At 67.3% G+C, this 14,330-nt stretch carries 10 protein-coding genes; 4 read left to right on the top strand and 6 right to left on the bottom strand.

Features of this window, described 5'->3' with window-relative positions:
• From KBA48_RS15150 to KBA48_RS15135, 4 genes are all read left to right on the top strand, one after another.
• Positions 1–1,290: MFS transporter (locus tag KBA48_RS15150; RefSeq protein ID WP_292907787.1), on the top strand; the 1,290-nt coding region annotated here is incomplete at its 5' end.
• A gap of 344 nt (positions 1,291–1,634) precedes the next feature.
• Positions 1,635–3,071, top strand: a complete 1,437-nt coding sequence (locus KBA48_RS15145) for an amidase (RefSeq protein WP_292907785.1) — start codon at positions 1,635–1,637, stop codon at positions 3,069–3,071.
• 1 nt (position 3,072) lies between these two features.
• Positions 3,073–4,254 carry a diaminopropionate ammonia-lyase gene (locus KBA48_RS15140; protein ID WP_292907783.1) on the top strand — a complete coding sequence of 394 codons (1,182 nt, stop codon included), beginning with the start codon at positions 3,073–3,075 and terminating at the stop codon, positions 4,252–4,254.
• Between the two features lie 20 nt (positions 4,255–4,274).
• Complete coding sequence (locus KBA48_RS15135; protein ID WP_292907781.1) at positions 4,275–5,705, top strand: aldehyde dehydrogenase family protein; 1,431 nt, start codon at positions 4,275–4,277, stop codon at positions 5,703–5,705.
• A gap of 17 nt (positions 5,706–5,722) precedes the next feature.
• On the opposite strand, the gene KBA48_RS15130 is transcribed toward KBA48_RS15135, so the two are convergent.
• The 6 genes from KBA48_RS15130 to KBA48_RS15105 are packed head-to-tail and all read right to left on the bottom strand — an operon-like array spanning position 5,723 to position 14,198.
• Positions 5,723–6,862 (bottom strand): DSD1 family PLP-dependent enzyme, encoded by a 1,140-nt coding sequence (locus tag KBA48_RS15130; protein WP_292907779.1) that lies wholly within the window; start codon positions 6,860–6,862, stop codon positions 5,723–5,725.
• Entirely contained in the window at positions 6,859–7,686 is an 828-nt protein-coding gene (gene surE / locus KBA48_RS15125) for a 5'/3'-nucleotidase SurE (RefSeq protein ID WP_292907777.1), read from the bottom strand. Before surE ends, KBA48_RS15130 begins: the two co-directional genes overlap by 4 nt.
• A gap of 19 nt (positions 7,687–7,705) precedes the next feature.
• Positions 7,706–8,851 carry a C45 family peptidase gene (locus KBA48_RS15120; protein WP_292907775.1) on the bottom strand — a complete coding sequence of 382 codons (1,146 nt, stop codon included), beginning with the start codon at positions 8,849–8,851 and terminating at the stop codon, positions 7,706–7,708.
• A gap of 34 nt (positions 8,852–8,885) precedes the next feature.
• On the bottom strand, positions 8,886–10,235 hold the full coding sequence (locus KBA48_RS15115) for an MFS transporter (RefSeq protein ID WP_292907773.1): 1,350 nt from the start codon (positions 10,233–10,235) through the stop codon (positions 8,886–8,888).
• Positions 10,229–12,121: a serine hydrolase gene (locus KBA48_RS15110; RefSeq protein WP_292907771.1), complete on the bottom strand. Its 1,893-nt coding sequence runs from the start codon at positions 12,119–12,121 to the stop codon at positions 10,229–10,231. Before KBA48_RS15110 ends, KBA48_RS15115 begins: the two co-directional genes overlap by 7 nt.
• 4 nt (positions 12,122–12,125) lie before the next feature.
• The gene (locus KBA48_RS15105) at positions 12,126–14,198 is read right to left on the bottom strand and encodes a TonB-dependent receptor (RefSeq protein ID WP_292907769.1); all 2,073 of its coding nucleotides are present in this window, start codon (positions 14,196–14,198) and stop codon (positions 12,126–12,128) included.
• Between the last annotated feature and the right edge of the window lie 132 nt (positions 14,199–14,330).

Raw genomic sequence — 14,330 nt, 5'->3', positions numbered from 1 at the left:
GGATATGCCATGCAGCCCGACGGTCCGCCGACGCCGGCACCGGTTCCCCGCTATTCCTGGTATGTGCTGGGAATGCTCTATGCCGTTTATGTGATGAACATGGCGGACCGGCAGATTCTGGGCATCCTGGCGCAGGATGTGAAGCGGGATCTGGATCTGACCGACGGGCAGTTGGGCCTGCTGGCAGGCCCCGCCATCGCCTTCTTCTATGCGATCCTGGGCATCCCCATGGCCTATGTCGCTGACCGGGTGAACCGGGTGCGCTTCCTGACGGTCTGCCTGACCATCTGGAGCCTGATGACGGCACTGGGCGGGCGGGCCGCCAATCTGGTCGAACTGGCCCTGACAAGGGTCGGTGTCTCGGTGGCGGAGGCCGGATCGACACCCACCTCGATCTCCCTGATCAGCGATTATTTTCCCCCCGCCCGCCGGGCCACCGCCATGGCCATCCTCAGTTCGGGATCGACGCTGGGCATCCTGGTCAGTTTTGCGCTGGGTGGCCTGCTGAATGAATGGCTGGGCTGGCGCCATACCTTCCTGGCGGCGGGCATACCGGGTGTGGTGCTGGCCATCATCCTGATGCTGACGGTGCGGGAACCCGTGCGCGGGCGTCAGGATACAGGGCCGGGGGCACCGGTCCTGTCGCTGTCCCTGTTCCGCACCATGGCCCATCTCTGGCGGATATCGTTGTTCAGGCAAGCGGTGATTGCCGCCGTCTTCAGTAATATCGGCGTCTTCGCCGTGCTGGCCTGGGCCCCTTCTTATGCGGTGCGCAGCTTCGGGGTGGGCAGCGCGGAGGTGGGCAATGCCATGGGGTTCGGCATCGCCGGGCTTGGCGGGGCTAGCATGATCCTGGCCGGCATGGCCACCGACCATTTCGGTCGCCGCGGACTTTGGGTGCCGTTGCGCGTGATTGCGGTGCTGCTGCTGCTGTCGGCGTTGTGCTTCACGGCAAGCCTGCTGGCCGGCAGCTTCAGCGGATTCATCATATTCCTGGTCCTGGGCTATGCCCTGCTGATCACCAACTCCCCCCTGATCCTGACGATCCTGCAATTGAAGAGCCCCCCCAACATGCGGGCCATGGCGACGGCGGTGATGCTGTTGCTGATCGCGCTTGGCGCCAGCGTGCCCGCCCCCATGATCGTCGGCTATGGCAGCGATCTGCTGTCACCCTTTACCGATGGTGAGGGGTTGCGATGGGCCCTGGGTCTTGTGCCGCTGGCGACTCTGGCCGGCGGCATCCAACTTTTCAGGGTCGCCAACGCATCACGACGCGAAGCGCCGGTCTGACGGCATACGTATTGCCGCTACGGTCACTATTTCAATCCTTCCGGGCTTGCCCATGGTAGCCGGCCAAAGCGGCTCGTGATCACATGTGGTTCACTATCCAGGGTGTCGGAAGCAATCGGCCGCCCTTACGGCCCTTCATCCTTGCGGCACGGGAACTCCGCGCCGACGGACGTTGGTGCCGTCGCCTGAGGCCCGGGAGCGGTTCCGATCGACGGGACAGTATGAGCGGAACGGCGGCTCATATCACTGCCGGTGACCATGGCACCTCAATTGACTGATTGACAATCAGTCAATTGAGGTGCCATGGTTTGGTCGTTACCAGAGCATGGCCCGGAGAAGGTGAGATGGATGTTGGGGAGTATGCCGGCCTGGATGCCGTCGGGCTGGCGGGCCTGATCGCGCAGGGTGAGGTGTCGGCTGCAGAGGTGGCGGCCATCGCAGCCTCCGCCGTGAAGGCGTCGAATGATGTTCTGAACTTCCGCGTCGGTCCGCCGCTACCGCCCAGGCCGCCGGAGCCGGGGCCCTTGTCGGGTGTGCCGATCCTGATCAAGGATATCGGTGCCGCCATGGCCGGGGTGCCGCAGGAACTGGGGTCGCGGCTGGCGGCGGGGATGATCCCGTCCGCCGACAGCACCCTTGTGCTTCGCTACCGCCGGGCCGGCCTTGTTGCCCTGGGGCGCACGACCACCCCGGAATTCGGCAGTGCCTTCACCACGGAACCGGTGACCACGGGCCGCACGCTCAATCCCTGGGACCTGTCCCGCTCCACCGGCGGTTCGTCCGGCGGGGCGGCGGCGGCGGTGGCGGCGGGGGCAGTACCCATCGCCCATGCCGGCGACAGCGGCGGATCGATCCGCATCCCGGCCCATTGCTGCGGCGTGTTCGGACTGAAGCCGACGCGGGGCCGCAACCCGGTCGGCCCGGCGGCAGGTGAGGTGAATAGCGGCCTGACGGCGGCGCATGTGATCACCCGCACGGTGCGTGACAGCGCCCTGGTCCTGGACGCGACCGCGGGCATGGATGCGGGGGCCCGCTATGGCTGCCCCCCGCCATCCATGCCGTTTGCCCAGGCCATCGCCGGCGATCCGGCCCCGCTGCGCCTGGCGCTAGTGACGGAAAGCCCGCTGGCCGGGCAGGTGGCGCCGGAGATCATGGCCGCGGCCCGCGACACCGCCGCCCGCTGCGCGGCCCTTGGCCACCATGTCGAGGAGGCGGCGCTGGATTTCGACGCGGAGATGTTCATCGACATGATCCGCGTCATCTGGTCCGCCAACCTGCATCACGCGGCGCGCGCCTTGTCGATCGCGCTGACCCGGCCGGTCGATGCCACGACGCTGGAGCCCGCCACCCTGGCCATTGTGGAAGATGGCGCCTGGCAGTCGGCCGATACCCTGCTGTGGGGGCTGGACATGATGAACCGGTTCAGCCGGTTGGTGGCTGCCTTCTTCGACCGCTACGACATGCTGATCTGTCCCACCCTGTCCGTGACCGCGCCGCCGCTGGGCCTGTTCGCCGGGGATGCGCCGGGGATGGAGGTAAAGGCTTATCTGGCCCGGCTGCTGGCCTTTGCGCCCTTTACCATGCAGTTCAATGTGACGGGACAGCCGGCGGCGTCGCTTCCACTGCACCTGTCGGCCGGCGGCTTGCCCATCGGCACCCAGATCGTCGCGCGTTTCGGCGAGGAGGCGGGGCTGCTGGCCCTGTCGGCCCAACTGGAGCGCGCCTTCCCCTGGGCGGGTCGCCTTCCGCCCCATGGTCTTCGTCGTGCCGGGATGTGCTGAAATGGCTGAACTGATTGCCAATCCGGGCCGCCGGCCCGGCGAGCCGCTGTCGCGGCTGGTGGCAGACTATGTTGGCGCCGCGGCCGCGGAGCGGGTGCTGGCCCTGCTGCACGCCTGTCCGCGCTATCGCCCGACGCCGCTGCTGCCGCTGCCGTCCCTGGCCCGCCAACTGGGTATCGGTGCGCTGATGGTGAAGGATGAGGCGCAAAGGCTGGGGCTGGAGAGCTTCAAGTCGCTGGGTGGCATCTATGCCATCGCCGAGATCCTGATGCAGGCGGCAGGGGTCGGACCCGATGCCATCATGTGCGACCGGGTCCGCGCCCTGGCAGCGACCCGCACCTTTGTCTGTGCCAGCGATGGCAATCATGGCCGCTCCGTTGCGGCTGGCGCCCGCCTGTTCGGCGCCCGCAGCATCGTCTTCCTGCATGAAGGTGTCAGCGCGGCGCGGGCCGGCAAAATCGCGGCCCTGGGGGCGGAAATCATCCGCGTCCCCGGCACATATGATGACAGCGTCGACGAAGCGGTGCGGCAGGCGGAAATCAATGGCTGGACCCTGGTCGCCGACACGGCGGCCGACACCGAAGATCCCATCCCCGGCCTGATCATGCGCGGCTATACCACCATTGCCGACGAGGTTCTGGCCGGCATGAAAGCACTGGGCGGCCCGCCAAGCCATCTGTTCGTGCAGGCGGGCGTGGGCGGGCTGGCGGCCGCCATGACCGGGCATCTGCGCGCGCGCCTGCCGGGGGCCGGTCCCATCATCACGGTGGTGGAGCCGGTGGCGGCGGACTGCCTGCTGCAAAGCGCTGTCCAGGGCCGGATCGCGGAGGTGGGGGGCGACGTAACCACCATCTACGCCATGCTGGAATGCCGCCGGCCATCGCCGCTGGCCTGGGAGGTGCTGCGCGGGGCGGCGGATTTTTTCCTGTCCGTCGATGATGACGCGGCCCCCGCCGCCATGCGGGCGCTCGCCTGGCCGCAGGGAGACGATCCCGGCATCGTGGCGGGGGAGTCCGGGGCCGCCAGCCTGGCGGGGCTGATGACTGTCCTGGCGTGGGCATCCTGGCGCGAGCAACTGGGCCTGAACGCCGCCTCGCGGGTTCTGGTGATCAATACCGAAGGGGCGACCGACCCCGATCTTTATGCGCGCCTGGTCGGCCGGACCGCGCCGCAGGTGGCTTGAACGAACAAGGGGAGGATCAGATGTCGGACTGCATGTCATTCTTCATGGGCGGGCGTTGGGTCGACCCGTCGGGCACGGGGCGCCTGCCCATCGTCAATCCGGCCACCGATACGGTGGTCGGGCAGGTGGCTTTGGCCGATGCGTCGGACGTGGACCGCGCCGTGACGAAAGCCGCCAGTGCCTTTCCCGCCTTCGCCCGCACTAGCGTGGCGGAAAGGCGGGCCCTTCTGGAACGGATCGTCGCCGTCTATCAGACGCGGATGCCCGAACTGGCCGCCGCCATGACCACGGAAATGGGCGCGCCGCACGGTTTCGCCTTGTCCTTGCAGGCGGCGGTCGGTCTTGGCCATCTGGCCCAGGCGGTGGCGGAACTGAAGACCTGGCAGCCCTTGATGATACAGGGAACGACGGCCATCGTGCGCGAACCGGTGGGCGTGTGCGCCCTGATCACGCCCTGGAACTGGCCCATGAACCAGATCTGCGCCAAGGTGGCGGCGGCACTGGCCGCGGGCTGCACCATGGTGCTGAAGCCCTCCGAACTGGCGCCGCTCAGCGCCACCCTGTTCGCCCGGATCATGGAAGAGGCTGGCGTGCCGGCCGGCGTGTTCAACCTGATTCATGGCAGCGGGGAAGAGGCTGGGGCGGCCCTGTGCGCCCATCCGCTGGTCGATATGGTGTCCTTCACCGGATCACAGCGCGGCGGCGTGGCGGCCGCCATCGCCGCCGCGCCTACGGTCAAGCGCGTGACCCAGGAACTGGGCGGCAAGTCGGCCAATATCGTGCTGGACGATGCCGACCTGGACGCCGTGATCCCAGGTGCCGTGCAGGCCTGTTTCCTCAATAGCGGGCAGTCCTGCAACGCGCCGACCCGTCTGCTGGTGCCCGCTGTCTGGCATGACCGTGCGGCCGCGCTGGCGGCGGCAACGGCGGAGGCGATCATCGTCGGCGACCCGCTGTCCGACGGTACCAGCCTGGGTCCCCTCGCCAACGAACGGCAATTCAACCGCGTGCAGGCCCTGATCCGACAGGGTGTGGCGGAGGGGGCACGGCTGATGGCCGGGGGACCCGGCCGTCCGGCGGGGCTGGACCGCGGCTGCTATGCAAGGCCAACGATTTTCGCCGACGTGCGCCCCGACATGACCATCGCGCGGGAGGAGATATTCGGCCCCGTCCTCTCCATCATCCCCTATGGTGACGAGGAGGACGCGATCCGCATCGCCAACGACACGATCTATGGGTTGTCGGCGCATGTTCACTCCGTTTCCATCGACCGGGCGCGGGCGGTTGCCGGCCGGCTGCGCACGGGCAATGTCCATATCAACGGCGCATGGCCTGACATTGCCGCCCCCTTCGGTGGATACAAGCAGTCGGGCAATGGCCGGGAATGGGGCCTGCACGGCATCCTGGACTATACGGAGATGAAATCGGTCTTCGGGTATCAATCGAGCTGATACCCGGGACCGTTCCGTCAGGGCAGGCTTCCCGCCGCCTCGATGGGCCAGAGATCGATCAGACGGTCGCCCTGCACGACATGATAATGCCGGTGCAGGTTGACCGTCGGGTCGCAATGGGGAATGGCCAGTGTCACCGGCGTGCCCAGGGCCGGCACGGCAGCGCCCGGCGGCAACGTCACACCCAGATGTTCGTCACCCAGATAGGTGGTGACGCTGCCCGGCGGCAGACCCGATGCCACCGGGGGCGGCCCCGCCTCCGGCGACACGGCCTTGAACCCGGCATCCAGGGTGGCGTGACCGGGCCGGCTGGTGCTGACCACGCTGGCCTGCACCCATAGCGCCGTCTGGAACGGAACCGCTTCGTCGCTGCCGCTCCACACCCCTTCATACATCCGTTCCATGAACAGATAGGACCCGGCCTGCAGCTCCGTCAGCACGCCGATGCCGGGGTCGATATCGAAGCTGCCGGTGCCGCCGCCGCTGAAGATCAGGTCCGTCCGACCTTGCTGTGCCCAGTGCCGGCGCAATTCGGCCACCGGCGCCATGGCATCAATGCAGGCCTGTTCCCGCGCCGCGGTGCCGGGCACATGCATCAGATGGCCGGCATAGGCCTGTATCCCGGCAAAGGCCAGCCCCGGCGCCGCCGCGACCAGATCGGCCAACACCAGCGCCGCGGGCCCCGGCACCACGCCCGTGCGTCCCATGCCGACATCCAGGTCAATCAGCACGCGCAGTTTCCGGGACAGCCCGGCCGCCAGGCCGGACAGGGCCTGTATATTGTCGGGATGGTCCACGACCACCATCACCTCCCTGTCCCCGGCCGTCAGCATCCCCAGGCGGCGCAGGTTGGCAGCGGTAACGACGGGCGAGGTGATCAGGATTGACGGGATGCCGCCGTGGGCCAGCATCTCCGTCTCCCCCAGCGTGGCGCAGGACAGGCCGACAGCGCCCGCCGCCATCTGCCGCCGGGCGATGGTCAGCGACTTGTGCGTCTTGGCGTGTGGCCGCACGGCGATGCCATGGCGCCGGCAATGCGCGGCCATGCGGGCCAGATTGGCCTCGAACGCATCCAGGTCCAGCAGCAGGGCCGGCGTGGCCATCTGCTGGCGACCGCCGGGCAGGCCCAGCAGGGCGTGATTGGGCGGGCGGTTCATCGCACATCCTCCAGCCAGCGGCCGATATCCGTCATGCTGTCCCTGGCCGTGCGGTCCAGTGTCAGCGGGCTGACCGTGGTCCGCCCGGCGCGATAGGCGCAGGCATCCCCGTCGGTGCAGGGCGGCGCTTCCCCCAGTACCACGCGGTACCGGGCCTTGCCGTCGCCCAGATCCTCGCGGTCCAGGCGCTGGATGGCCACCGTGCTGCCACCGGCGGCGCTCAGGACCGGGGCGCCCCGTGGCGCGGCCGGCAGGTTCACATTCAGCATGGTGCCCGGCGGCAAGGGACGGTCCAGCGCGCGTTCCACCAGCTTCCGGGCCAGGGCGGCGGCCTGTGTGAAATCCTTGCCATGGGCGCGGTCCTGCGACACGGCGATGGCCGGCGTGCCGCGCAGCAGCGCCTCCATGCCCGCATTCACCGTGCCGGAATAATAAACGGCATTGCCGGTATTCTCGCCGGGATTGATGCCCGACACGACAAGGTCGATCTTCTGCCCCTGGTTCAGCGCCAGGAGGCCCAGCGCCACGGCCTCCGCCGGGGTGCCGGACACGGCGAAGGCGGGGCGTCCGTCGGCCAGGGCCACCGGGCTGACCAGCAGCCCGTCGCGCGCGGCATCCAGCGAATGGCCGGCACCCGACCGGTCCCGGTCCGGCGCCACGACCAGCAGCGTGCAAAGCCCGTCCAGGCCGCTTGCCATGGCGGCAAGGCCGGGACCGGCCACGCCATCATCGTTGGTCAGCAGGATATGGCAGTCGCGGCCCGCCGCCGCGCCCGTCGCGGCGGTCAGCAGCAGCGCCGCCAGGGAAAGGGTGAAGCGTTTCATTGGGATGTTTCCTGTTGAATCATCTGGCGAGACGGCGACCGGTATGCACATCCACGGCTTCATAAGGTGTCTGGCAGGGAGGACCGGAGGCGACATGCAGGGTGGGGCCCTGGTCCAGCGCATAGATCACCGATCCGGCAGTGAAGCCGATGGCGCTGCCCTTCACGTCACGCTCTGTTCGCGACACGGGGTTCAGGGGGTCGTCATGGGCCGACAGCGCGGCCTTCAGGTCGTCCAGCGTGATATCCGTGCCAGCCGCCAGCAGCCGGTTGCGCATGGACGCAAAGCGCTGCCCGGAATTGCGGTAGGTGGGGCGTTCATCCGCCGGGATCTCCCGCATCAGCGCCTCGTACCGGTCCAGATCACCACTGGCCAGGACATGGTTGGTATGACAGGTGAAATGAACAGCTTCCGGATCGACATGCTCGACGACGCGGCCCGCCGAACATTCGAAGGACCGCACCTGACCCGGCCCGGCCAGCACGTAATTCTGTCCCGTCGCGTGCCGGCTGTTCATCAGGCAGCGGACGGCATCGGCGAAGCTTCCCTGCGCCAGCAGGTGGCGGACCAGGAAGGAAACCGGCATGCCAGTTGGTCCCGGCGTCAACTGGTTCAGGGCGTTGCAGCACAGGCCCAGCGGGGCGCTGTTCACACCGCATAGCCCGATCAGCCCCGCCACCGTGAAGACCAGGGACGTCACGCCCGTTTCCTCGTCCCGGATATGCAGCAATGCCTGCAGCCCATCCAGGAAGGGCGGGACGTCCATGTTCTGGCCGGCATGGGTGCCGTTGGCGCCCGTCACGCCAAAGGCCGTGCATTTCTGGCGCGGCCGGGCCGGGCGCATCGTGTAGAAGCCGAAGGCCCATTCCTCGTCCACCAGCTGCATCAGCAACGCCTGGCGACGGGAGAGGCCGGCCCCTTCGGCCAGGCCCTCCACCTCCTCCAGCAAGTCAGGGGCATGGAGCGCCAGATAGTCCGCGTGGCGGGACCAGGCCGCGAAACGGTTCAGGTAATCGTCCGGCTTCTGTCCGAAATAATCGGCGACATAGTCGTAATGCCGCCGCACATGTTCGTGGATCTGCGGGCGCAGGCTTTCGCCATGCACCCGGCCCCGCTGTCGCGGCGAACCGGACAGATGGATGATCGGCAGGTCACGGGTCTGCATCGTGAACCCCTTGGCAGGATGGAAATGGAAAGGCTCAGGCCCGGCGGGCCATGGCCCGGTCGATGGCGCGGCGCACGATGTCCTGCCGGCGCCGGTCCAGCGGGAACCGGGCCAGACACAGTCCGGCCAGCAACCACAAAAGGACGGGCAGCAGAATGAAGACGGCCAGAAAACCGGTGGCCTGGCCGCCCGCGATGGTCTTCACGTCCTGGCCCAGCAGGTCCAGCAGCAGGAAGGCGCAGCCGCCACCCACGGCGAAGTTCAGCTTCGACAGAAAGGCCATGGCGGCAAAGAAGCTGCCGCCCCGGTTTACGCCGCTGCGCAGCGTCTCGTAATCGACGATGTCGCCCAGCAGGGCATAGGGCGTCATCTTGGTCGCGGCTTCCGCCATGCCATAGGCGACGGACAGGGCCAGCATGGCGGCAAAGGCATGATCGCCCCGCCCGACCAGCCCGATCCCCACCTGGACCAGCGCCACGGCGATCCAGGACGCGGCCAGCGCCCGGTGCTTGCCCCAGCGCACAGCCAGCGCGTGCCAGACCGGCATGGCCAGGATATTGGCCGCCGCACTGCCCACGAACAGCAGGGCGAAGCTTTCCCCCAGGCCCAGATAGCCATCCACGAACAGGAAGAACAGCGCCGTGAACACGCCCGTGCCCATGCCGCCCAGGATCATGGACAGCCCGAACAGGCGCAGCGGGCGGTTCCGGCCCAATGCCTTCACCACATCGGCGATGGAGGTGCGGCCAGCCGCCACGACATGGCCGGACGGGACCAGCACAAAGGCCAGTGCCACCAGCAAGGGCAGCGGGATGATGATGGCCCAGGCCATGGCGCCCAGCGTCTGCGGGCCGATGGCGCTGCTGTCGAAGACGGGCAGCAACGGGATGGCCATGAAGATGAAGGTGCCGGCCGACCCCAGCCCACCAACCAGCGCCGACAGGCGCGACCGAACGCGTTCATCACGGGACAGTTCCGCACTCCAGGCCCGGTAGGGGATTTCGATCAGCGACCAGCCCGCGAACAGCGCGATGGTCGATGCCAGCAGATAGGGCATGCCCGCATCCGGCGGCGGTGTCATCAGCCACCATGTGGCGAACAGGCAGACAATCGTCCCGGCCCCGATCCAGCCCTTGCGCCCACCCCGCAGATGCCGCGTCCGGTCGCTCCAATAGCCGATGGCGGGGTCGATCACGGCGTCGAAGATACGCGTCACCAGGAAGACGAAGCCGATGGCGGCCATGGTCGTGGCCGTGTACTTCGCGTAATAGCCGGGGATGATCGACCCGACCGGCAGCAACATCATGGTCAGCGGCAGCGCCGGCAGGGCATAGGCCAGATGCTGCCATGCCGCCGCCCGGCCTGTGGAAGGTTCGGCTACCATGGGATGTTCCACCCGATCAGGTTATGGGCCGCCAGCGAGGCCGACAGCATGGCCCCGCCGGCCACGGCCAGCAGCGCATGCACCAGTGCCGGCCACACCACCCGCCCGGTTCCCGCCAGCCGCCGGACCAGCAGCAGCAGGGCGGCCAGGGTCAGCAGCAGCGTGACATTCGCCGTCGCCGCCAGCACGGCAAACGGTGTCACATCCCCGGTCGCCCATTGCATCATCAGGTTCGGATTGGTGAAGAAGCCCTGCCAGGCGATCAGCGGCAGACAGAGGGAAGACAGGGCCAGCCCCGCCAGACCTGCCCGTGCATCCGTGCCGAGGCTGCTTCCATAGGCGGGGATCAGCAGGGCCAGACCGCTGGCCGTCATCGCGATGCCCACCAGGGCCAGGATGGCCCAGGTGCCGCGGGACACGGCTACGGGCCGGAAGATATCGACCGACAGGTGCGGCGTGACATAGGCGATGGCCCCGTCCGGCCCCCGCTTGAAGGCGTAAAGGTCAGCATCGCCGGGAGAGGGGACGAAGGGCTTCGGCCCCTCCCGCCAGAAGATGCCGTCATCCACCTCACGGAATCCCGTCACGCCATTGATGATCAGGTTGTCGCCCGCCGCCTCCACCCTGATCTCTGCCCCAGGGTTGAGCAGCGTTTCCACCGATGTGTGGGGTCGCCGTTCGGCACGGTAGAGGCCGGCATAAAGAGACAGCGGCCGTCCCGATGGTGATCGCGTTGCAGGACGAAAGGGTCCCAGCGCCTGGGTCAGGAAATCATGACGCAGGTCGAACATGTTCAACGACCGGCCGGCTTCCGTCGATCCGCCCATGATCAGCGCCACCAGGGCGATATCCCGATCGGGCAACAGGATCAGCAGCGCCTGGAAGCCCGGCCCCGACCCGGCATTCTCCGCAACGCGCACGCCGTTCCAGTCCTGGACCATAAAGGCCAGACCCATGGCCGACACGCCGGGTGCGTTGCGGAAATAATTGCCATGCATGCGTCTGGCATCGGCTGCGGACAGCAGGACATTGTCCGTTCCCCGATCGGCCGACAGATGGGCGGCGGCGAAGCGCGCCATGTCGTCAGCCGTGGAAACGATGCCGGCCGATGGCAGGATGAACGGGTGATAGGCCCAGTTCTGCGGCACCGCCTCACGTTGCCCGCCGCCCAGCATTGCCGGCTCGGCGATGGGGGCGGCGGGGTCGTAGCGGACGAAACTGCGGTCCATGCCCAGCGGTGCGAAAACGTCCCGCCGGATGATGTCGCCGTAAAGCCCGGCCCCCGCATCTTCCAGTACGATGCCCAGCAGGCCGAAGCCGGCATTGGAATAGACCGCCATCTCTCCGGGTGGCCGCACGGCCGGCGGCACGCGTCGGGTGATCTCCGCCGGGGGAAGGGGTAGGGCGACGGGGGCCAGGGTCGCCAGCTTGTAGATGCTTTCGTCCCGGCCGCCGCGATGGGACAGCAATTCCCCCACCGTCGGCCCGCGCTGCGATGCGGTGCCCAGTTTCAGCCGCTTCAGGTAGCGGTCTGCCGGATCATCCAGCGACGCGATGGTCCCCGCCGCCTGGGCCCGCACCAGGGCTGTCGCCGTGAAGGATTTGGTGATCGACCCGATGGAGAAGGGGGTGGTCGCCGGATCGACGGGCACCGTGCCGGCGGCATCGGCAAAGCCGTACCCCCGGCTCATCACCGGCTGCCCGCCTTCCAGCAGCACGATGGCCATGCCCGACGCCTGCCCCTGTTCGATGATGTGGCCGGCGGTCCGGTCCAGCCAGCCGGGCAGGGCGTCATCCGCCCTGGCCGTGCCGGTTGCCAGCAGGGCACCCACCAGGGCACCCACCAGGGCACCCGCCAGCAGTCGCAGGGGCCTCCCCCGCCCCATGGCCCTAGAACCGGGCCGCAAGGCGCAAGCCATAGGTGCGGGGCGTACCATAGGAGATGGTCTGCTGGCCCAGAAGCCCGGAAAGCGGCGTGCCGCCTGTGTCATTGACATAAAGCTTGTCCCCCAGGTTCTTGCCCCAGATCTCCGCCGCCCAGCGGCCATCATCGAAATCCATCCGCAGCCTGGCATTGAACAGGCCGAAGCCGGGTAGGCGGGATGCCGCCGCATTGTCGGCATCCACAAACAGCGCCGCCCGGTAGGTATATTCCACGCGCAAGCTCAGGTCCGTGCGGTCGGCCACGGGAACCCGGTATTCGCCGGCCAGACTGGTGGTCCATTTGGGCGCGCTGGGCAGGTGGTTGCCGTCGTAATCGACCCCGGCGCCCCCACCATTGGGAAAGGCGTCGAAGGTCGCATCCAGGTAACCGGCGCTGGCCGTCAGGGTCAGCGGCGCGATGGGGGAATAGCTGAGATCGGCTTCCACACCCTGGATGGTCGCCGACGCGGCGTTGGAGATGGTAAAGCCGCCGAAGGTCTGGAACCGCATGACCTGCAGGTCGTCATAATTCATGCGGAAGGCGGCCAGGTCCAGCCGCACGCCCGCCGGCCGCGACACCATCTTCAACCCCGCCTCATAGGCCAACACCTTTTCCGGTGCGAAGCCGATCTGGTTGTTGGCCACATAATCGGCATTGAACCCGCCCGCCTTGAACCCGTGTGTCACCTTGGCATAGAGGTTCACGTCCGGTGTGGGCTGATAGGACAGGGCGGCGGATGGCGACAGGCTTTCGTCGCTGCGGCTTTGCCGGGTCTTCAGTGTGGTGATGCCGAACAGGGGGGACCCGATCAGGTCCATGTCGACATCCTTTTTCTCATGCGTGTAACGAAGGCCGGCCGTCAGCTTCACCTTGTCGGTCAGGGCATAATCCGCCTGCCCGAACCCGGCGTAGCTTTCGGTATCGACATTGGCATCCAGCGCCACCGTCACCCCGATGGGGCCCAGAAGGGTGCCGGGCGGAATGGTGGAATTACGGCCGCTGCTGGCCGACTGATCCAGATAATAGGCGCCGATCACATAGGTCAGCGCGCCCGTCGTGCCGCCGACGCGCAGTTCCTGGGAGAACTGGCTCTGATCATCGGCGAAGGCGGAGGTCAGGTAGGGCTGGCGCGAACCGTCATCGTCGGACAGGAAGGAAGTGTCGGTGGTACGGTAGGCGCTGATGGAGGTCAGCGTCGCCGCCCCCAGGTCATATTCCGCATTCAGGCTGCCGGCGCGGATTTCCCGCTTCTGGAACACGTCGGCATCGATATCCACCTGGCGCGGCACCCCCGTGGCACCGAAGCTGCCGGGCGTCATCTCATTGACATTGGGCCGGTATTTCTCGCTCAGCAGGTCGGCGGCCAGGGTCAGCGACAGCCTTTCGTTCGGCTGGAAGGCCAGCTTGGCCTGCCCACCCGTCGCATCCTCGGTGAAAATGTCGCTGTCATCGTAGAGGTTGGTCTGGTAGCCGTCGCGTTCGCGGTGGAAGACGCCGATCCGGGCCTGCACCTTGCCTTCCACCAGCGGGCCGCTGACCGATGCGCGCGCGCGGACCATGTCGTAATTGCCGATCTGAAGCTCGGCATTGCCGGTCGGCGTGTCGGTCGGTTTGGCCGTGATGATATTAATCGCACCGGCGGTCGTGTTCTTGCCGAACAGGGTACCTTGTGGACCGCGCAACACCTCGATCCGTTCCACATCCAGCATGTCCTGGTTGAAGGAACTGGGCCTCCCAGTGTACACCCCGTCGACATAGAGCGACAGGCCGCTTTCAAAGCCGACATTGCGCGCATCGCTGGAAATGCCGCGCAGGGAGAAGCTGGGATTCATCGAGGTATCGACCCCGGTGACGGCCAGATTAGGCACCGCGAATTCCAGGTCGCGGGTATTGTTGACGCCACGCGCCACCAGTTCGGCGCCGCCGATCACGCTCATGGAGATCGGCACCTCAATGGCGCGTTCGGCCCGCTTGCGGGCGGTGACGATGATTTCCTGCAGATATTCCCGGCCGTCCTTATCAGTGCTCTGTGCCTGCACGCCGGGGACCAGCGTGATGGCAAAAACTGACAGAAGCAGCGACCTTTTAAACCGGTCGCCGCGCGGCCAAATGTGACCAGGCTCCCTCACTCGCATGTTTCGCCTCCATGTTCCGATGATTATCTGTCCTGC

Source organism: Niveispirillum sp., from assembly GCF_017996735.1.
Taxonomy (GTDB): domain Bacteria; phylum Pseudomonadota; class Alphaproteobacteria; order Azospirillales; family Azospirillaceae; genus Niveispirillum.
Note: the sequence above shows the minus strand (reverse complement) of the source record. Positions and strands in the feature narration are given on the sequence as shown.